This is a genomic window from Vibrio sp. FE10, assembly GCF_030297155.1.
GTDB lineage: Bacteria > Pseudomonadota > Gammaproteobacteria > Enterobacterales > Vibrionaceae > Vibrio > Vibrio apostichopi.
In genome coordinates, this window is sequence record NZ_AP028067.1 from 1,978,265 (window position 1) to 1,997,838 (window position 19,574).

The 19,574-nt window shown below is 43.0% G+C and carries 12 protein-coding genes; all 12 read right to left on the reverse strand.

From position 1 onward, the window contains the following. Positions 1–2: 2 nt before the first annotated feature. The 12 genes from QUF19_RS09085 to QUF19_RS09140 all read right to left on the reverse strand — a co-directional run bounded on the left by QUF19_RS09085 (position 3) and on the right by QUF19_RS09140 (position 19,568). Positions 3–1,919: an ABC transporter ATP-binding protein gene (locus QUF19_RS09085; protein ID WP_065104257.1), complete on the reverse strand. Its 1,917-nt coding sequence runs from the start codon at positions 1,917–1,919 to the stop codon at positions 3–5. Next, entirely contained in the window at positions 1,897–2,115 is a 219-nt protein-coding gene (locus QUF19_RS09090; protein WP_032500367.1) for a glutaredoxin family protein, read from the reverse strand. Before QUF19_RS09090 ends, QUF19_RS09085 begins: the two co-directional genes overlap by 23 nt. A 67-nt stretch (positions 2,116–2,182) precedes the next feature. Next, positions 2,183–4,303 carry a bifunctional 23S rRNA (guanine(2069)-N(7))-methyltransferase RlmK/23S rRNA (guanine(2445)-N(2))-methyltransferase RlmL gene (rlmKL, locus tag QUF19_RS09095; RefSeq protein WP_286291538.1) on the reverse strand — a complete coding sequence of 707 codons (2,121 nt, stop codon included), beginning with the start codon at positions 4,301–4,303 and terminating at the stop codon, positions 2,183–2,185. A gap of 536 nt (positions 4,304–4,839) precedes the next feature. After that, positions 4,840–5,388, reverse strand: coding sequence for a cell division protein ZapC (locus QUF19_RS09100; protein WP_004733648.1), 549 nt, complete (start codon positions 5,386–5,388; stop codon positions 4,840–4,842). A 194-nt stretch (positions 5,389–5,582) separates the two neighbouring features. Continuing rightward, a complete protein-coding gene (gene pyrD / locus QUF19_RS09105) occupies positions 5,583–6,593 on the reverse strand; it encodes a quinone-dependent dihydroorotate dehydrogenase (RefSeq protein WP_004733647.1) in 1,011 nt (336 codons plus the stop codon). Between the two features lie 335 nt (positions 6,594–6,928). Then, complete coding sequence (locus tag QUF19_RS09110) at positions 6,929–11,770, reverse strand: NAD-glutamate dehydrogenase (protein ID WP_286291545.1); 4,842 nt, start codon at positions 11,768–11,770, stop codon at positions 6,929–6,931. Positions 11,771–11,998: 228 nt separating this feature from the next. Beyond that, complete coding sequence (locus tag QUF19_RS09115; RefSeq protein WP_004733645.1) at positions 11,999–12,217, reverse strand: DUF2835 domain-containing protein; 219 nt, start codon at positions 12,215–12,217, stop codon at positions 11,999–12,001. Between the two features lie 332 nt (positions 12,218–12,549). After that, complete coding sequence (gene pepN / locus QUF19_RS09120) at positions 12,550–15,156, reverse strand: aminopeptidase N (RefSeq protein WP_286291599.1); 2,607 nt, start codon at positions 15,154–15,156, stop codon at positions 12,550–12,552. A gap of 218 nt (positions 15,157–15,374) precedes the next feature. Continuing rightward, a complete protein-coding gene (locus tag QUF19_RS09125; RefSeq protein ID WP_086969803.1) occupies positions 15,375–16,058 on the reverse strand; it encodes a hypothetical protein in 684 nt (227 codons plus the stop codon). Between the two features lie 285 nt (positions 16,059–16,343). Next, on the reverse strand, positions 16,344–18,338 hold the full coding sequence (gene prc / locus QUF19_RS09130) for a carboxy terminal-processing peptidase (protein ID WP_286291606.1): 1,995 nt from the start codon (positions 18,336–18,338) through the stop codon (positions 16,344–16,346). Positions 18,339–18,355: 17 nt separating this feature from the next. Further along, the gene (gene proQ, locus QUF19_RS09135; RefSeq protein WP_017106990.1) at positions 18,356–18,979 is read right to left on the reverse strand and encodes an RNA chaperone ProQ; all 624 of its coding nucleotides are present in this window, start codon (positions 18,977–18,979) and stop codon (positions 18,356–18,358) included. A 97-nt stretch (positions 18,980–19,076) separates the two neighbouring features. Further along, on the reverse strand, positions 19,077–19,568 hold the full coding sequence (locus QUF19_RS09140) for a GAF domain-containing protein (protein WP_065104250.1): 492 nt from the start codon (positions 19,566–19,568) through the stop codon (positions 19,077–19,079). Between the last annotated feature and the right edge of the window lie 6 nt (positions 19,569–19,574).

A 19,574-nucleotide genomic window follows, 5' to 3' on the forward strand; every position in this document is an offset into this window, starting at 1 on the left:
TCTTAACTTTCCTGTTGTAGTGCCTCGAGCTCTTCCCAGCGCTCAAAAGCAACTTCAAGCTCCTGCTCCACTGCAGATAGCTTATCTAAAACTGGTTGTGTCTGCTCTACAGATTTTGAGAAGAAGTCTGGATCATTAACTTCTTGCTGCAGAGTTTCAATCTCGGTTTCCAATTCTTCCAAACGCAAAGGTAACGTTTCTAATTCTCGTTGTAGCTTATACGATAACTTCTTAGGTTTAGCTTTAACTGGCGCAGTTTTGGGAGTTTCCTCAACAACTTTCTCCGCCTTTGCTGGCTTTTCAGCCTGACGATACTCCAGCGCTTGTGCTCTTTGTTTCTGAGCATCGTGGTAACCACCAACAAACTCTTCAACTACACCGTTACCTTCAAATATCCAACTCGTCATTACCGTGTTATCTACGAACTGACGATCGTGGCTCACGAGAAGCAACGTACCCTCATAGTTGGCAAGCAAATCTTCTAAAAGTTCCAATGTTTCGATATCTAAATCATTGGTAGGCTCATCGAGAATCAACAAGTTATTCGATTTAAGGAAAATACGAGCTAATAATAAGCGGTTTTTCTCGCCACCAGATAGCGCTTTAACAGGCGTACGAGCACGTTTAGGAGAGAACAAGAAATCTTGTAAGTAGCTTAGTGCATGACGCTCACGTCCGCCTACTGTCACTTCTTGCTTACCATCAGCCAGGTTATCAATCACCGACTTCTCAGGGTCTAGAATTTCTCGGTATTGGTCGAAGTAAGCCACTTCAAGCTTAGTACCACAATGCAAACGACCGGAATCAGGTTTAAGTTGATCAAGAAGCAGTTTAAGAACCGTACTCTTACCACAGCCATTTGGCCCGATAAGTGCGATACGGTCGCCGCGCATGATGTTGAAGCTAAAGTCTGTAACAATCTCTTTGCCTTCAAATGCAAAGTTAAGGTTCTCAGCTTCAAATACGATTTTACCTGAACGTGCAGACGTATCGATTTGGATGTTTGCTTTACCCTGTACTTCACGACGATCTTGACGCTCTTCACGAAGCTTTTTAAGAGCACGAACACGTCCTTCATTACGCGTACGACGCGCTTTGATGCCTTGACGAATCCAAACTTCTTCTTGCGCTAGCTTTTTGTCAAATTCAGCGTTTTGCATCTCTTCAACACGTAATGCTTCTTCTTTCTCTAGCAAGTAGTTGTCGTAGTCACCAGGGAAAGAACTTAGCTTGCCACGGTCAAGGTCGACAATGCGTGTTGCCATTGATTTGATGAAAGCACGGTCATGCGAGATAAAGATGATTGAACCGCGGAAATCTTTTAAGAAAGCTTCTAACCATTCGATCGTAGCTACGTCCAAGTGGTTGGTAGGCTCATCAAGCAGTAATACGTCAGGGTCGCATACAAGCGCACGTGCAAGTGCTGCTTTACGTTGCCAACCACCAGACAGTTCCGTCAGTTTGGTATTGGCTGTTAGTTTAAGAGCAGCAAGAACATTACTTACGCGATCTTCAAAACGCCAAGCATTGGCATGATCCAATTTTTCTTGAACGCGAGTAAGACGGTTTAAATTCTTTTCGCTAGGATCTTCTGCAATAACATCAAGTAAGTTGTGGTATTCCTTAAGCAACTCACCTATCTCAGCTAAACCACCAGATACGTATTCGTAAACAGAGCCTTGCTCATTACGCGGTGGATCTTGCTCTAGACGAGATACAACCACATCTTGTGTGATCTGCATCTTGCCGTCATCCATGATGATGTTGCCAGACAAAATCTTCATCAACGTTGATTTGCCTGCACCATTACGGCCAACCAAACACACACGTTCGTTTTCTTGTAGTGCGAAATCCGCACCATCTAATAATGGGTGATCGCCAAACGCTAATTGCCCATTATGAATTGTAAGTAATGCCATTCTTCTTTAACCAATCGTTAAGTTCTAACAAGCCAAATGGCCAGTTAAGCTCTGAGTGTTGAGACAAGTCAGAGCTTTCAAATTTGAGCACCGGAATAGTGACCCCGTAACGGGAAAAGAGCTCATCATCCAATGCGATATCCACCACATTGATCTGATGACTTATATTCAGCTGTTCCGTGAGTTTGAATGCCATCTCACATAGATGGCACCCTTCTGTACTGTAGAGAGTCAGCACTATATATCCTTATACAATCTCTTAATTACTTATGAGTAATCAACCAGCAGTTATGAATGTGCTTGTTACGAGAGAAATCCAGAGGCAATGTCTTAGACGAGATATTCTGAGCTTTAAGCCCCAGCTCTTCTAGACCTTCCATATCCATCTTGAAATGACGCTTGTTGTTAGAGAACACAATCGTGCCTTCTTCTCTTAGAAGACGCTTTAAGTCTTCCATCAATTGGATGTGATCACGCTGAACATCAAAAGATTGATCCATACGCTTAGAGTTTGAGAACGTCGGCGGATCAATAAAGATCAAATCGTAAGATCCTTGCTCTTTCGCCAACCATTGTAAGCAGTCAGCTTGAACGAATTGGTGTTGACGACCAACACGGCCATTCAGATCCATGTTCTCTTTTGCCCACTCAAGGTACGTGTTTGACATATCTACAGTCGTTGTAGAGCGAGCGCCACCTACTGCAGCATGAACAGAAGCGCTGCCTGTGTAAGCAAACAGGTTCAAGAAGTCTTTACCACCAGCCATCTCACCAATACGACGACGAGTGATCTTATGATCTAAGAACAAGCCTGTATCTAGATAGTCATGAAGGTTAACAATTAACTTAACGCCGTATTCGTTTACTTCTAGGTTAGAAGAGTCTTGAGCCATCTTCTGGTATTGAGAACGACCCTTCTGCTTCTGACGAACCTTAAGCACGACGTTGTTTGCTTCAACGCCAGTCACTTGAATAGAAGCACGGATGATATCGGTTAAACGACGCTTAGCTTTGTCTTCCGGCACATCTTTAGGTGCTGCGTATTCTTGAATCACAAGGTGACCCGGGTATACGTCAATCGCTACATTGTATTCTGGTAAGTCAGCATCGTAGATACGGTAGCAATCTAGTTGCTCTTTCTTAGCCCACTTACCGATCTTGCCGATGTTCTTTTTAAGACGGTTCGCGAAATCAGGAGCAATGAGCTGTTCTTGCTCACCAGTTGGACGCTCAGACATAGGGCGGTCTGAAATTGAGTAGTTCTTTTGGTGACACGGTAATGCACCGTTGTTCAGTTTGAATTGTTTGTCTGCACGCATACGCAAGCAGCTAAGTAATTCATCAGAACTTGAGAAGATAGAAGCGTTGCAACCGCCAAACTCAGCTTTCAGTTGGGCACCAAATGCTGTGTACAGTGCAATCAAGCCAGGCTCTGTACCTAAACGCTCACCATAAGGAGGGTTTGACACAATCACACCATCATTGAACTCTGCAGGGCGTTTAAGCTTTGCTGCATCACCTACTTCGAATTCAATCAACTCTTCAACGCCAGCACGACGTGCATTGTCACGCGCCGTTTTGATCATTCGCTCGTCATTGTCATAACCGAAGAACTTACATTCTACTTTCTTAACGCCACGACGGCCTTGAACGTTCGCTTCTGCTTTCACTTCAGCCCAAAGCTCTGGTTCGAAATCTTCTAGTGATTCAAAACACCATTTCTGACGTTTCACACCAGGTGCCATATTTGCAGCCATCATCGCCGCTTCAATTACTAACGTACCTGAACCACACATAGGATCTAGGAAAGGTTTCGTTGCATCCCAGCCACTACGAAGAAGAATCGCTGCAGCAAGAGTTTCACGCAATGGTGCGCGACCGGATTCTGGACGGTAGCCACGTTGATGAAGGCCACTGCCTACCATATCCACACCAAGAATCGCCTTGTCGCGGTGCAGACGAACGTGAATACGAATATCTGGATTTTCTTTGCTGATAGATGGACGTGGTAAAGACTTCTTCTCAAAGCAATCTACAACGGCATCTTTTACTTTCATCGCACCGTATTGGCTATTACGGATTTCGTTGTTCGTACCATTGAAATCAACAACGAAACGCTTAGTGCTATGGAATTGATTTACCCAGTTAACCGCTGTGGTAGATAGGTAAAGATCCATGTCGTCCATACAAGTGAATTCTGAAAGGACACGTACAAATCGAGAAGCCAAACGGCTCCACAAACAACAACGATAAATTTGCTCATTGGTGGCTTTGAATTTAACACCTGCTTGAACAGGTTTTGCGTTTGTAATCCCTAGTTGGGTTAGTTCTTCAACTAATAAATTCTCAAGGCCATTTGAGGTAACCGCTAGATATTGATTCATAGTGTTCTTTTATTGATAAAAATGAGCTCGATTATACCTGAATTTGCTACTAGAGCATCACACTAAACTCGTCTTTTCATTGAATCTTTCGACTAACTGCTTAGCAAATGCTCAGTCATGAAGCGATCGCTTACTCGCATCCCCTTACAACACAACAACTCTCAATCTCACAGAAATAACACTCATCGATAGGCTTAAATCATTAAGTGCATTTATATTCACCCTTAATTTGGTATATACCAGAGGTAAATTTAAGTTGAAACTTAGCAACAAAAGACCCCAAACAGGGAATAAACAGAGGAAATCCGTTATCGATAGTGTGAGAATCGGTCGAAATTGAGGTTAAAAAAGATACGTTTTTTACAAATTAAATAGGTGAACAACGTCATTCAAATGAATGAACTACGTCGTATTTATTGAGATAGACTTTTTTAGGCACAAAAAAATCGGCTATTAAGCCGATTATGGGGAAGGTATTACAGGTTTATTCGTAGCGATACTTGAGTGAAGTGATGCTCTAGGTTAGAGATTAAAGGCTAACCCACCATCGCAATATGCGTTTGATGAAGGATGGCATTTGCGTCAGTCATTCTATCGTGCATGACTTTAATCGAGTCTCCAAAGCGTAACCCTTTTGAAGGCGTTAGCAGGAACTCTTCTAGGTCTACAAATGCACATAAGCTCGCACACTCTCCTACTTCTAATACAATGAAGTAACCAAGACTATGCTCGTTATTCATTTGTACAATATCCCCTTCTTGAGGATATTCATGGCCAGCGCCTTGTGAGTCGAAGAACCAGCTTTTAGGCTGTACAGGCTTATGGAAACGCTTTGCAGCAACACAATAAAGTGCAAGCTCTGCTTGTCGTGGCTCAGACAGTTCTAAGCCTGAAATTTGTTCTTTGAAGGTTTGGTAGGAAGATGCATCATCAACAGTGAATTCATTATCTTTAAAAGCGCAATCCACCAGCTTATTGCGGACCAGATTCGTTTTAAAAATCATATCCTCTCCGAGGTTTAGCATCAATGAACATTGCTGCTCATCGTAATACCAACTCCATGTATCGCTAGGTTTAAGCATCATTTCGTCTCACACTGTTGAACCATTCCATTAGGTAAAACGCAAAATTACCTTCAATTACAGTAATTTTACTGCGCGATAGACAAAAAAAAAGAGGAAATGAATTCCTCTTTCTTATTGCTTTTCTCTACAACTCAGTGAGTTACAGTGTCTCTTTTATCAAGACGATGCCGGATCATAGCTCAAGCTTTTACGAACTACAGGTTTTTAACGATGTCACGAACAAGGCCTGGACCTTTGTAGATGAAACCAGAGTATACTTGTACAAGCTTAGCGCCTGCCATCATTTTCTCTTTTGCAGCAACGTAAGAGTCAACGCCACCTACCCCGATGATCGGCAGTTGGTCACCCAGCTCTTCGTGAAGTTTACGAACAACTTCAGTACTGCGAGATTGAACTGGACGCCCGCTTAGGCCACCCGCTTCGTCGCAATGCTTCATGCCTTCAACGATACTGCGATCCAATGTCGTGTTGGTTGCGATCACACCGTCGATCTTATTTTTGATCAATGATTCGCAAATCTGGCTGATTTCGTCATCGCTTAGATCCGGAGCGATCTTAAGAGCAAGCGGGACATATTTGCCATGCTTCGCTTCTAATTCAGATTGCTTGGTTTTTAGTTCAGACAACAGATCATCAAGTGCTTCGCCATATTGTAGTGAACGAAGTCCTGGAGTATTTGGTGAAGAGATATTTACCGCAATGTAACCTGCGTATTGGTATACCTTCTCCATACAGATAATGTAATCTTCTGCGCCCTTTTCAATTGGCGTGTCTTTGTTCTTACCAATATTGATACCTAAGATGCCGTCATAGTTCGACTTCTTAACATTCTCAATTAGGTTATCTACGCCTAGGTTGTTAAAACCCATGCGGTTGATAATACCTTCGGCTTCAACAAGACGGAACAAACGTGGTTTGTCATTACCTGCTTGTGGACGAGGAGTCACAGTCCCTACTTCTACAAAACCAAAACCCATTGCGCCAAATGCATCAATACATTCGCCGTTTTTGTCTAGGCCGGCAGCAAGGCCAACTGGGTTTTTAAAAGTAAGACCCATGCACTCTACAGGTCGGTGAGGTAATTGTTGGCGATACAAAAGATCAATAGGTGTGCCGGTGAAGCGTTTGAAATTTTGAATTGCAAGATCATGAGCCTTTTCGGCATCAAGTTGGAAAAAGCCAGTTCTGGCTAGACGGTAAAGCATTGTGCCTCCGATAGAAAAAAGCGCCGTGTAAACGGGGCGATATTATTTACTTATTTACCCAACTATTCAATCTATTACTGTCTGTAAGGGTAAGATAATCGAGTTTGCTAACGAATGAGGTTTATTATTAAGCAAACGTTACCGTATACTCCGACCGATCGCCCATTTGACTATCATTCGTGTAACCAACATCAATTAACTCGACCAATTAGAAGCTAAGTTGACTAACCATAAGTGGCTCAATGAAATAATTGGACATGTCATTCACTATTCAGCCAAACGAAAAAGGCAGACCTAATGGCCTGCCCTTGTTTCTTTTCGTTTTTATCTAATCGCTAGTCTGTCGACATGCAGTTTAGATTCAATAGCATCAATTCACGTAGTGCTACTGAGAACTTAGCAAACTCATGAACCGAACCTACCTTAAATTCGTTCAAGATGCTTTCCCAACGATGTAGAGAAACCGAGTTGCTTTCCATCCAGTCATCAAGCGCTTTAATCACATCAATATCTGAAGCACAACCGCAGTTAAGTACTTGGCCAGTTAGCTGACGTTGCTGCCAATCCAGATCTTCTCTGAATGCCGCTCGTGCCAGTGCTTGCCAGTTGTTGTCTACCGCTTGGCCATTGATTTGCTTCAAGAACCAGTGCAATGACAAGCGGTCACCAAGATTAAAGTAAAGCTTAGAAGCTTGTTGTACTGTTTTGCCTGTTTCACGAGCCACTGTAGATATATCCAGTGCTGAGTACAAGCTAGACAAACGTGCGACTGAATTGGCTAACTCAGCGCTTACGCCTTGGTCAATCCATAGCTGTGCCATTGCGTTATGCTCTTCTACTTCAGAAGCCACTAGGTTTTCATCCAGTTTCTCTGTGATAGTAAGAACATCGCCTTGGTAAAGTTCAATCAGAGCTTTCACTGACTGTTTACCAGTACGGTTTCTTAGTAACCAACGAGCCAAACGACGAAGTGTACGACGAACATGGTAGATCAATTCATATTGAGCTTCAGAACTTGAAACATTGTCCAGTTCACGGATGCTCTTCAGAACATGGCCAAGACCGTAGATTTCACGTGATGCCGCGTAAGCATTTGCAATATCAACGATATTTGCGCCCGTCTCTTCTTGCAGACGAGTAACGAAGTTACAACCCATTTCGTTAACCATTTGGTTAGCCAGTGCCGTCGCAATGATTTCAGAACGTAGTGGATGATTATCCATGTGCTGAGAATAGTTACGACGTAACGCGGTTGGGAAGTATTGCATTAGCTGCTGAGCATGGAATTCATCATTAGCGATATCATCACTAACAAGATCTTCTTTAAGCACCATTTTACCGTAAGCAACAAGTACAGAAAGCTCTGGTCTTGTTAGGCCTTGACCTTGTTTTTCACGCTCAAGCAATGTTTCGTCATCTGGGATGTATTCCAAACCACGATCCAAGTACCCTGCTTTCTCCATAGTGTGAATAAAACGGATTTGCTCTTTGACTAAGCCAACACCTTGATGCTCAGTAACCGAAATAGATTCAGCTTGGCAATATGCGTCGTCTAGTACGATTTCGCCAACTTCATCTTCCATTGATTCAAGTACTTGGTTACGTTGCTTAACGGTTAGATCACCATTAGATACCAAGCCATTCAAGAAGATCTTAATGTTTACTTCGTTATCCGAACAGTCAACACCACCAACGTTATCAACGAAGTCGGTATTAACGCGGCCACCCGTTAGCGCATATTCGATACGACCCAGTTGAGTCATACCCAAGTTACCGCCTTCACCAACAACCTTAGCTTTCAAGTCACGGCCATCGATACGAAGCACGTCATTTGCACGGTCACCAACATCAGTATGAGTCTCGTTTGAAGACTTAACATATGTACCGATACCGCCATTCCAAAGAAGATCAACCTGCATAGACAAGATCGCTTTGATCAAGTCATTCGGTGCCATTGATGCTTTCTTGGTACCCAGCATTTTCTGAATTTCAGGCGTCAAAGGGATCGACTTAGCTCGACGAGAGAAGATGCCACCACCTTGAGAGATAAGGTCTTTGTTGTAATCTTCCCAGCTTGAGCGAGGTAGATTAAACAAGCGCTCACGCTCTACCCAGCTTGATGCTGATTCTGGATTCGGGTCAATGAAGATATGCATGTGGTTAAACGCAGCTTGCATACGAATATGCTTAGACAACAGCATACCGTTACCAAACACATCGCCCGCCATATCACCTACACCAATAGCAGTGAAATCCGTTGTTTGACAGTTGATGCCCATTTCACGGAAGTGACGCTTAACAGATTCCCAACCACCTTTCGCGGTAATACCCATCGCTTTATGGTCGTAACCGTTAGAACCACCAGAGGCAAACGCATCGCCTAACCAGAAGTTGTACTCATCAGACACTGAGTTTGCGAGATCTGAGAACGTTGCTGTACCTTTATCGGCAGCAACAACCAAGTACGGATCATCTTCATCGTGACGAACAACACTCTTCGGTGGGATAACCTCGCCTTCAATAATGTTGTCTGATACGTCTAGTAGTGCACGGATGAAACGCTTGTAACAACGTTGACCTTCAGCGAAGATCTCATCACGGCCAGACATCATGTGCTGACGCTTACAAACGAAACCACCTTTTGCACCAACCGGTACAATTACAGTGTTCTTAACTTGTTGTGCTTTAACTAGGCCTAGAATCTCAGTACGGAAATCCTCTTGACGGTCTGACCAACGTAAACCGCCACGAGCGACTTTACCGCCACGTAGATGCACACCTTCAATGTCTGGTGCGTAAACGAAGATCTCAAACGCAGGAACCGGCGCTGGGATATCTGGAATCTCGCTTGGTCTCATTTTCAGAGCCAACCAAGGTTTAGACTGTTTGTTGTCGTCTAACTGATAGTAGTTAGTACGAAGCGTTGCTGTGATCATTTCCATGTAGCGGCGAATGATACGATCATCATCCAAGCTTTCTACATGATCTAATTGTTCAGTGATCTTCTTAATAAGATCTTGTTGGCCTTTCGCGCTGCCCTTCAATTTAGGATCAAAACGCTTGCCGAATAAGCTCACTAACCCTTTCGCTAGATCTGGGTAATGAGACAATGTGTCTTCAATGTATTGTTGGCTGAATGGGAAACCAACTTGGCGCATGTATCGCGCATACGCACGTAAGATTGAGATTTCACGGCCAGAAAGACCTGCACCCAATACCAAGCGGTTGAAACCATCGCTGTCTAACTCACCCGCCCAAATAGCAGCAAAGGCTTGTTGGAATAGATCGCGAGCTTCACGAAGATCAATCGTCTTGTCACTCTTATGCAGCATCGAGAAATCAAGGATCCAATAAGTCACCCCATTGGTCTTGCGCACTTCATAAGGTGATTCACCAATAACGCGCAGGCCAAAGTTTTCAAGCATTGGCATAACATCAGACAGATGAATCGGCTCATCACTGTGGTAGAACAATTTCAAACGAACAGCTTTAGAATCTGCCGCCTCTTCTTGAGGACGGTAGAAAAGCATGCCAAGTTTGTTGTCTTCACTAAGAGCTTCTAGGCGTTCGATATCTGCAACCGCAGAACCAGGCATCATGTCTTCTTTGTACGAACGTGGGAATGCACGCATGTACTCTTTCGATAACGGAAGACCTTTGCTCTCACCGAAGTTAGCAACGATTGATTCAGACAGGCGGTCATCCCACGTAGACGATACTTCCATTAAATTTTGCTCAATTGTTTTCACGTCCACATCCATGTTGTTGTTATCAACACGAACAATATAGTGCGTTCTTGCCAGTGGGCTTTCAGAGAAGTATGTCGTGAATTCGACTTCTTCTTCGCAACCGAAGTATTGCTTCAAGATGCGCTGGGTTTGACGACGAAGCTCGGTGTTGTAACGATCTTTTGTTACATAAACCATACAGCTAAAAAAACGGCCAAACGGGTCTTTGCGAACGAACAAGCGTAGAAGATCGCGATCTTGCATTTGTACAACGCCCGTACCCACTTCAAGTAGCTCTTCTTCTCGAGCTTGAAGCAGTTCATCACGCGGATAGTTTTCTAGAATATTGTGCAGTGCTTTGTAAGAATATGAACCCTTACGGTAACCACTTGCATCTAAGATACGCTCAACTTTCTCGCGAACTAGAGGAATGCTTTCAACGGTTTGGTTATACACTGCAGAAGTGTAAAGGCCCGTAAAGCGGTGCTCACCGATAACCTTGCCGTTTTTATCAAACTTCTTGATACCGATGTAATCATTGTAAGCTGGGCGGTGAATGCGTGAAGCCGTGTTGCCCTTGGTTACGATCAATACATACGGTTTTTTCGCTTCTAAGCGTGCCGAGTCAGAAAACTCAGACAGCTTAACGTTACGTACACGATCTGAATTTGCGAACAAACCAAGGCCTTGCTCCTTGGTAGGTTGCAGTTCAGTGTCGCCATTCACAGAAACAAGGTCATATTCCTTGTAGCCCATAAATGTAAAGTTGTGCTCGCCTAACCAACGAAGGAACGCGAGAGTTTCATCAAAGCGCTGACCATCGACTGGAATCGTCTCTTTTTGCTCTTCAACTTGGTTGGTAACTTCTTCAAGTCGTTCTACCATTTTCAGCCAATCATTAACCACAAGGCCAGTATCGGTAAAGATATCCAGTAGCTCGGTTTTAAGTGCGGTCATTTCAGCTTTGCTGCTAAGACGGTCAACCTCAATATGGAAAAGCGATTGGAATGCACCTTCATTGTTGCTGACACCAACCACACTTCCCTTATCAGAACGGGAGATTTGTGTTGGATTATGAAGCATAAGGTGAGAAGAGAGATCGAGGCGAGTTAATGCCATTTTTACAGAATCAACGAGGAATGGGCTATCTGGTACCACTATCTCAACGATAGTGTGAGTCGATTGCCAGCCTTGACGACTTACTGTCGGGTTAAAAACACGGACAGAAATTTCGTCGGCTTTCTTTTCATTGATGTGATGCCATAAGCTAACTACAGCACCGTATAAATCGGATTCGTTTCTCTGAGTTAGATCGTCGTGAGAAACGTTACTAAACAAGTGTTGAGCAAGTTGAGTTACGAGAGGTCGATGAGCAAGGTCAAGTTTGTCTTGAATCAGTTTGTACACTTTTTCAAGTAAAACTGGAACCACAGTTTCACGTGCGGTCATAGTCACACTCCACAATTAGAATTATATTTTATTATTAGGGGGCTTACTTAAGCTGGTGTTTGAATTGAGCCGTTGAGCTCTTTCCTACTAACGAGTTAAGCAAAGGTAATGCATTCATTTATTGTAAAAGCATTATTGAGAAATAGTTAATTGTTTTGGAGGTGGTAAGAGGTGAAATGTTTGATTATGTGATTAAGATTCCTTTTAACTCACTAGGCACGCCAAGGTTTACAGAGCTTCCAACTTAATAAACTTATTTTTTTGGTCAGTTGTCAGTCTAAACTGCCCTCTAACCCCTATTTGTGTAAGAAATGGTCTGAACCGAGTTGCAGGTAACTGTAGACGTAATCCAGTGGTCGTTATCACTTGAACTTTACTTGCGGCACCAGAATAGCTGGCCAAAAACTGTTGATATGAGATGTTAAGTTGGAAAATATAGCGATTCATACGATACCTGTATAAATATACAGTGCCAGTGTTTTTTGGCACAAAACGATGTTGAACAGTGGAAATGTTAAACGGCGAACATTGTTTAAAGCTGGAAACATCTCAGTTTGGAAGCTTGTTTAGAAGGCGAACCTTACTTTGAGTCTGATTTCCCTTAAACAGCAGATCCTGTTTAATCAAAGGATTTAGCTTAAACAACGATTTTTGACTAAGCAACCAATCCTGCTTGAAAAACGAGAATCCAGAAACAAAAAAATCAGTGGCAGAGATTCTCTACCACTGATGACTTTTCGTAAACTGTTTAACAAACAGTTACGTGAATGAGCGCGAGCTTAAGCCTCTAGTGCTTTCGTCACTTTCTCAAATAAGTCTTTTGCTAGGTTGTCCATGTTCTTTAACGTCTCAAGTTCTTTTCTGATCAGAGCTTGACGGGCATCGTCGTACTTACGGAACTTAAGCAAAGGATCAATCAGACGTGATGCTACTTGTGGGTTACTGCTGTTAAGCTCACGCAAGATTTCGCCTGCAAACTCATAGCCCTGACCTGACTTGTCGTGGAACTGAACTGGGTTCATGTTTAAGAAAGAACCGACTAAGTTACGAGTACGGTTCGGGTTTTTCAAACTAAACGCTTGGTGTGACATAGACGCCTTGATCACTTCAAGTGCGTTTGAACTTGGGTTCGTTCCTTGAAGAGCAAACCACTTGTCCATGACAAGACCATCGTGTTTCCACTTGTCGCTGTAATCCGCCATTAAAGTTTCACGACATGGGAGTTGCGCACTGTTCGCCGCGCCCATTGCAGCCATTGTGTCTGTCATGTTGTTTGCTTGCTGGTACATAGCAACAACCAAGTCATCACCCTTTTCAGTATGCGCTAAGTAACTTAAACACACTTTACGCAAAGTACGCTTACCAATTGAATCATGGTCAACCGTGTATTCTGTTAATGCATTGCTGTGGTAAACCGCAGCAAGTTCATCTTCAAGCTCTTTTGCTAACGTCACTTTCATTGAATGAAGTACTGACGCAACCGCATCGATGTCAACACGCTCGTACCAACCCGACACTTCGTTATGGCTTGGTAGTGAAAGCATCTCTGCGATAAATGCAGGCTCTAACGAATCACTGAGCAATACACCACGGAATGCATCAACCACTTCAGAAGAAAGTGCAAACTTTTGACCTTGTTGAACGTTATCTACGTTGCTACGGATGTATTTCGCTAGCAGCATTTGCCCTGCATCCCAACGGGAGAATTCGTTGCGAGCATTCACCATCAAGAAGATCAGCTCTTCATCTGAATAGTTGTATTCAAGTTTCACCGGTGCAGAAAACTCACGCAGCAGAGAGGGAACTGGTTGCTCGTTTACATTCTCAAACACAAACGTTTGTTCCGCTTCTTTCACATCTAATACATTATGAACTGGCTGACCGTTACATTGTAACTCAATCACATCACCCGACGCTGTGTATAGCTCGATATCTAGAGGGATATGCAGAGCTTGCTTTTCGGTTTGCTCATGAGTTGGCGCTGTTACTTGGCGAGTCGTTAACGTGTACTCTTTTTTCTCTGTGTCGTAATGACTTTCAACAGAAAGCGTCGGCGTACCAGACTGGCTGTACCATAAACGGAACTGAGACAGGTCAACGCCCGATCCATCTTCCATTGCCGCAACGAAGTCTTCACATGTTGCAGCGGTACCATCGTGACGTTCAAAGTAAAGCTTCATGCCTTTTTGGAAACCGTCTTCACCCAACAATGTGTGGATCATTCGGATCACTTCACTGCCCTTTTCGTATACCGTCAATGTGTAGAAGTTATTCATTTCTATCACTTTTTCTGGGCGAATTGGGTGAGACATTGGGCTCGCATCTTCAGCGAATTGTGGCCCGCGGATAATGCGAACATTGTTGATGCGGTTGACTGCGCGAGAGCCAAGATCAGAAGAGAACTCTTGGTCACGGAAAACCGTTAAACCTTCTTTCAAGCTTAACTGGAACCAATCGCGACAAGTGACTCGGTTACCTGTCCAGTTGTGGAAATATTCGTGACCGATTACTGCTTCGATACCTAAGTAGTCGGTATCGGTTGCTGTTTGGTCATTCGCCAAAACAAACTTAGAGTTAAATACGTTCAGGCCTTTGTTTTCCATCGCGCCCATGTTGAAGAAATCAACGGCAACGATCATGTAGATGTCTAAGTCATACTCAAGATTGAAACGCTCTTCGTCCCACTTCATTGAGTTAATCAAAGAAACCATCGCGTGATTTGCGCGGTCGAGGTTGCCTTTGTCGACAAAGATTTCGAGGTCAACATTACGACCAGATTGTGTGGTGTATGCGTCACGAAGTACATCAAAGTCACCCGCAACTAAAGCAAACAGGTACGCTGGTTTTGGATGTGGGTCTTGCCATTTCACCCAGTGACGACCGTTTTCAGCTTCGCCTTCGTCGACACGGTTACCATTACTTAATAAGAATGGGTTTTCAGCTTTGTCTGCGATGACCGTTGTCGTGAATTTCGCCAACACATCAGGGCGATCCATGTAGTAAGTAATTCGGCGGAAACCTTCAGCTTCACATTGAGTACAGAACGCACCACCCGACTTGTACAAACCTTCAAGTGCGCTGTTCCCTTCAGGGTCAACTTCCGTAACGATCGTTAGTGTAAAATCTTTCGGAAGATCATTCAGAGTAAGCAAAGTTTCAGACTGTTTGTACTGCGTCCACTCCTTACCTTCAACCAGAACAGACACCAACTTCAAGCCTTCACCATCAAGTACTAATGTCGAGCTTTCTTTCTCCTGCTTAACACTAGAAACAGCGGTAATGATGGATGCTGAATCGTACAAATCGAAAGTCAGATCGATTTCAGAAATAGTGTGAGATGGTGATTGATAATCTTTACGATACTTGGCTTGAGGTGTATGTGCCATGACGGGTTCCTTTTGATCGTTATACGTAATTATTTTTTAACTGTATATATCTAAAGGTTGAGCGCCAATAAAACAAGGGGAATATTAAAAAAAGGAGGCATTGTAGGAAAATGCCTCCATGTTTTGCTATTTTATCAATCAAATCAGATAGGAACGCCTAAGAAATGAACTGTGCACAATATTATCAACGAGTACGACTTTACTACTAAAACTCACGATTATCGGATGCGATTGAGTACCGCAAACATGTCTCCCTCTTCACCTTGAAGCGTCAACACATCACTGTTCAATGTGTAACGAGTGCCATGCTCACCATTCTCATAAAGCAACACCAACTGGTCACCTTCGGTGTAATACACTCCGCGACGAATAACTTCACCACCTTCCTCATCTGATACTCGGAACATGAATATAAAGTCAGGTTGTAGGACTAAATCCATTTTTTGAATGTTACTCGCACGCAAGTCGCTTCCAGACAGTTCGGCGCTTGACCATATTCCCGCTAAAGCGTTTGGCAAAGCCTTAGTGAACATAACACCGTTAAGGTTCAGCATATTATGGTTGCTGCTGTAGGCGTAAACCTGAGGCTCTGAGGTGTTCAAACCCAAAATAATGGTGTCTTCATTGGCGTTATACAAACCTTCCCAATGATCCACACTGTAATCTTTCTTTTGGATATCGATAGTGAATGAGTAATTTGAATCGAGAGTGAGTTTGATTGCTCTAAAGTTTTCAGTACCTTGCTCAGGATCTGGATTCATCAAATACCAATCGCCAAGCAACAGAGGAAGGTCAAAATGAGATAGATTACTATCACTTTTTGATTGTTGGTTGCTCGAAGCTACCTCGCTCCCAAAAGCAACAAAACTTAAACAAGATAAAATTAGTAGAATCCATTTCATACGCGCCCCCTCGTTTTCTTTAAGCTTAGGCACGTAATGAATAGAATGCGAAAAAATATGATCCAAGTCACTAAATTTTAAGTGCGAAGTAACCAAATTTTTAAGTACGAAGTAACTGGGTGACACAATCACTCGCAAAAACAGGCTTTAAATATGAGCTATTCAGAAGATATCGTAGTGCTAATGAGCAAATAAACACCACTATCCTTGTCAAATCGCAGATACAAAAAAGCGAGCCTAAGCTCGCTTTTTAAATTCGTCACCTTTAACAAGGCACGTTAGCGTCTATTTCTTTATCATGTCCAGCATGATAGCAACCGACTCATCAAGATAAGCATCTGGGGCTTCGTAGTCTTTAGGAATATCATCTAACGTTTTAAATACCTCTAATTTAGCGGCTTTTTGACGTTGATTGATACGCTCTAGACGAAGCACATCCGCATCATCACTCTCTTGCTTACGTACCTTTTCATTCAAAGAAAGGTCGTTATCGTCTTTATCTGCCTTATATTTTTCAATATCTTGCGCGATAAAGCCAAATTCCATGTCAGTAGCAATGCGAGCTTGGTGTTGGGCAGTTAAAGCAACTATCTTGTCATCGTTACGCTGTAACACTGAGTAGTTTGCTTTATCAATACTGTCCCAAGGTAGAGCATTATCTTCAACACTTTCACCCGTATCTGCTGGATCAATTGGTGTTGGGTAAGCAATATCAGGTACTACCCCTTTGTTTTGCGTACTGCCACCATTGATTCGGTAGAATTTCTGGATAGTGTATTGAACGTAGCCCAACTCTTTGTCAAACAAATCATAGATATGATTCAAAGAGCGATGTTGTTGCACCGTTCCTTTACCGAAAGAGTTTTCGCCAAGGATAATTGCACGACCGTAATCTTGCATCGCTGCTGCAAAAATCTCAGAAGCTGAGGCACTGTAGCGATTCACCAATACCGTTAATGGACCTTGGTAGCTGATTTCGCCGTCGGTGTCACTGTTCACTTTAACACGACCGTAGCTATCGCGAACCTGAACAACAGGTCCCTCTTTGATAAATAAACCAGAGAGTTCGGTTGCTTCAGTCAGTGCACCACCACCGTTGTTTCGAAGATCAACGATAATACCTTCAACACCTTGCTGTTTAAGCTCAGTGATCAGTTTATCGGTATCTTTAGAAAGGCCAACATAGAAACTTGGTACTTCAAGAACACCAATCTTCTTGCCATCTTTCTCGATAACTTCAGATTTAACGGCACGGTCTTCTAGACGAATCTTGTCGCGTACAATTGTGACAACGTGACTTTTTGCGTCATTACCTTCCGGCAAGATCTGTAGCTTAACTTTGGTCCCTTTCGGGCCCTTAATCAGTTGTACTACGTCGTCTAAACGCCAGCCGATAACATCAACAACCTCTTCGCCATCTTGACCAACACCGACAATGCGATCACCATCACTCAATTGTTTGCTGTTTGACGCAGGGCCACCAGCAACTAACGAGCGAATAACGGTATAGTCGTCAGTCATCTGAAGCACAGCACCAATACCTTCCAAAGATAGATTCATCTCTGATTGGAATTGTTCTGCATTTCTTGGAGAAAGGTAACTGGTGTGAGGATCAACTTCACGCGCAAATGCGTTCATGTAGATTTGGAAAGCATCTTCATTATGCGATTGCGTAATACGCTTCATCGCATTGTTGTAACGCTTTTCCAAAACCTCTTGAATCTCTGGCCACTCTTTACCAGTAAGTTTTAGATTCAACGCGTCGTATTTAACACGCTTTCTCCAAAGCTCATTCACTTCGGTGATATCTTTCGGCCACTCTGCTTCACTACGATTGAGCTCAATACTTTCATCGGTATCAAACTTAATCTCAGTATCTAGCAAAGACAGCGCATACTGAAAACGTTCAAAACGCTTCTGCATGGAAAGATTATAAACATCGAAAGCAATCTGGTTATTACCCGCTTTCAGCTGATCATCAATTTGCACAGATGAAGAGGAGAAAGAGTCAATATCAGCTTGAGTGAAGATATTACGATTATAATCCAGCATCTCTAAATAACGATTAAAGATAGCTTGAGAGAAATCATCGTTGAGATTGAAGTGTTTATAGTGAGAACGAGTAAATCGAGAAGTAACACGTTTACTAGCAGTTTCGTGTTGGACCTCAGGAGCGAGTAAAGGTAAATCGTCCTGATCTAATTTGGCTTCAAGAGCCTGAGCTGAAGCTGCTAGACAAAAGCTAGCAGCAATCAGTGTCAATTTTGAACGGCATTTCATGCGTAGGAGTATCTCCTTTAAGCGCGCAAGTGCTCCGCTTTAACAACCATTTGTAGGCCGTTTGCTAACTGAACACGTACATCTTCCTTATTGATTTCAACAATGGTCGCAGCCATGTTTCCTGTACCCATGTTCACATTTACTTCTTTGCCAGCGATGAATTCATCGGCGTTCAAAGCGCGTGTTTCTACAGGCTTTTCTACTTTTGGTGCTTTAGGCGCTTGACGACGAGGCTGTTGAGCTTTCTTCGCCTTAGTTTTCGCTTTGCCTTCTTCACGAGCTTTCTGTGCTTGTTCTTTACGACGAGCCTGAACTTTCGCTTTGCTTTCTGCAAGTGTAGCTTTAGCGTGTTCTACGTGCTCTTCTTCTAGTGTGCCACACGCGTTGCCGTCTAGGTCAACACGATCTGCGCCAGCTTTTACGCCGTGCAGGTAACGCCATGATGATGTGTACTGTCTTAACGCTGCACGAAGCTGAGTCTTACTTACTTTTTCGTCTTCATTAAGACGTTCAGCAAGATCTTGAAAAATACCAATTTTAAGTGGTTTTGCTTCACCTTCTAGAGTAAAGCATTTAGGGAAACATTCAGCAACATATGCGATAACTTCTTTGCTGTTTTTTAACTTTTCAGTGTTTTCCATGTGGGTTCCTGGTTTTTGCGGTTTTCCGCGAGCATTAAGAAAATATTTTTACGTATTATAGAGAGATGCTTGGGAAAAACCACAGTAAGAGAATAATTTATGCCTTGTTCGCGTGCGAATTAAGCACCTTTTCCACTTCAGCCATAAAAAATGTCAATCCGTCTTCATCAATTTGAGAAAAACGACCAATATTTGGACTATCGATGTCAAGAACACCCACGACTTTACCATCGATAGAGAACGGAATAACGATTTCTGAGTTACTTGCAGCGTCACAAGCGATGTGACCTTCGAACTCATGCACATCATGAATGCGCTGAACTGTATTCGTCGCAACCGCAGTTCCACAGACTCCACGCCCTACAGGAATTCGAACACACGCTGGCTGACCTTGGAATGGACCAAGCACAAGCTCATCTTGTTGCATTTGCTTATCTTGCTTCATTAAGTAAAAACCAGCCCAATTAAGTTCATCTAATTCCATGAACAATAGTGAGCTAATATTTGCAAGATTCGCAATTAGATCGGTTTCTGATTCAATTAATGCAACGGCTTGTTTGGTTAAGCGTTGGTAATGTTCTATTTTCATATTAAC

Excerpts from the sequence above, each read along its gene's own strand:
- prc (WP_286291606.1), bottom strand. The coding sequence starts at position 18,338 with ATGAAATGCCGTTCAAAATTGACACTGATTGCTGCTAGCTTTTGTCTA.
- QUF19_RS09140 (WP_065104250.1), bottom strand. The coding sequence starts at position 19,568 with ATGAAAATAGAACATTACCAACGCTTAACCAAACAAGCCGTTGCATTA.
- QUF19_RS09085 (WP_065104257.1), bottom strand. The coding sequence starts at position 1,919 with ATGGCATTACTTACAATTCATAATGGGCAATTAGCGTTTGGCGATCAC.
- QUF19_RS09090 (WP_032500367.1), bottom strand. The coding sequence starts at position 2,115 with ATGGCATTCAAACTCACGGAACAGCTGAATATAAGTCATCAGATCAAT.
- rlmKL (WP_286291538.1), bottom strand. The coding sequence starts at position 4,303 with ATGAATCAATATCTAGCGGTTACCTCAAATGGCCTTGAGAATTTATTA.
- pepN (WP_286291599.1), bottom strand. The coding sequence starts at position 15,156 with ATGGCACATACACCTCAAGCCAAGTATCGTAAAGATTATCAATCACCA.
- proQ (WP_017106990.1), bottom strand. The coding sequence starts at position 18,979 with ATGGAAAACACTGAAAAGTTAAAAAACAGCAAAGAAGTTATCGCATAT.
- QUF19_RS09100 (WP_004733648.1), bottom strand. The coding sequence starts at position 5,388 with ATGATGCTTAAACCTAGCGATACATGGAGTTGGTATTACGATGAGCAG.
- QUF19_RS09110 (WP_286291545.1), bottom strand. The coding sequence starts at position 11,770 with ATGACCGCACGTGAAACTGTGGTTCCAGTTTTACTTGAAAAAGTGTAC.
- QUF19_RS09115 (WP_004733645.1), bottom strand. The coding sequence starts at position 12,217 with ATGAATCGCTATATTTTCCAACTTAACATCTCATATCAACAGTTTTTG.
- QUF19_RS09125 (WP_086969803.1), bottom strand. The coding sequence starts at position 16,058 with ATGAAATGGATTCTACTAATTTTATCTTGTTTAAGTTTTGTTGCTTTT.
- pyrD (WP_004733647.1), bottom strand. The coding sequence starts at position 6,593 with ATGCTTTACCGTCTAGCCAGAACTGGCTTTTTCCAACTTGATGCCGAA.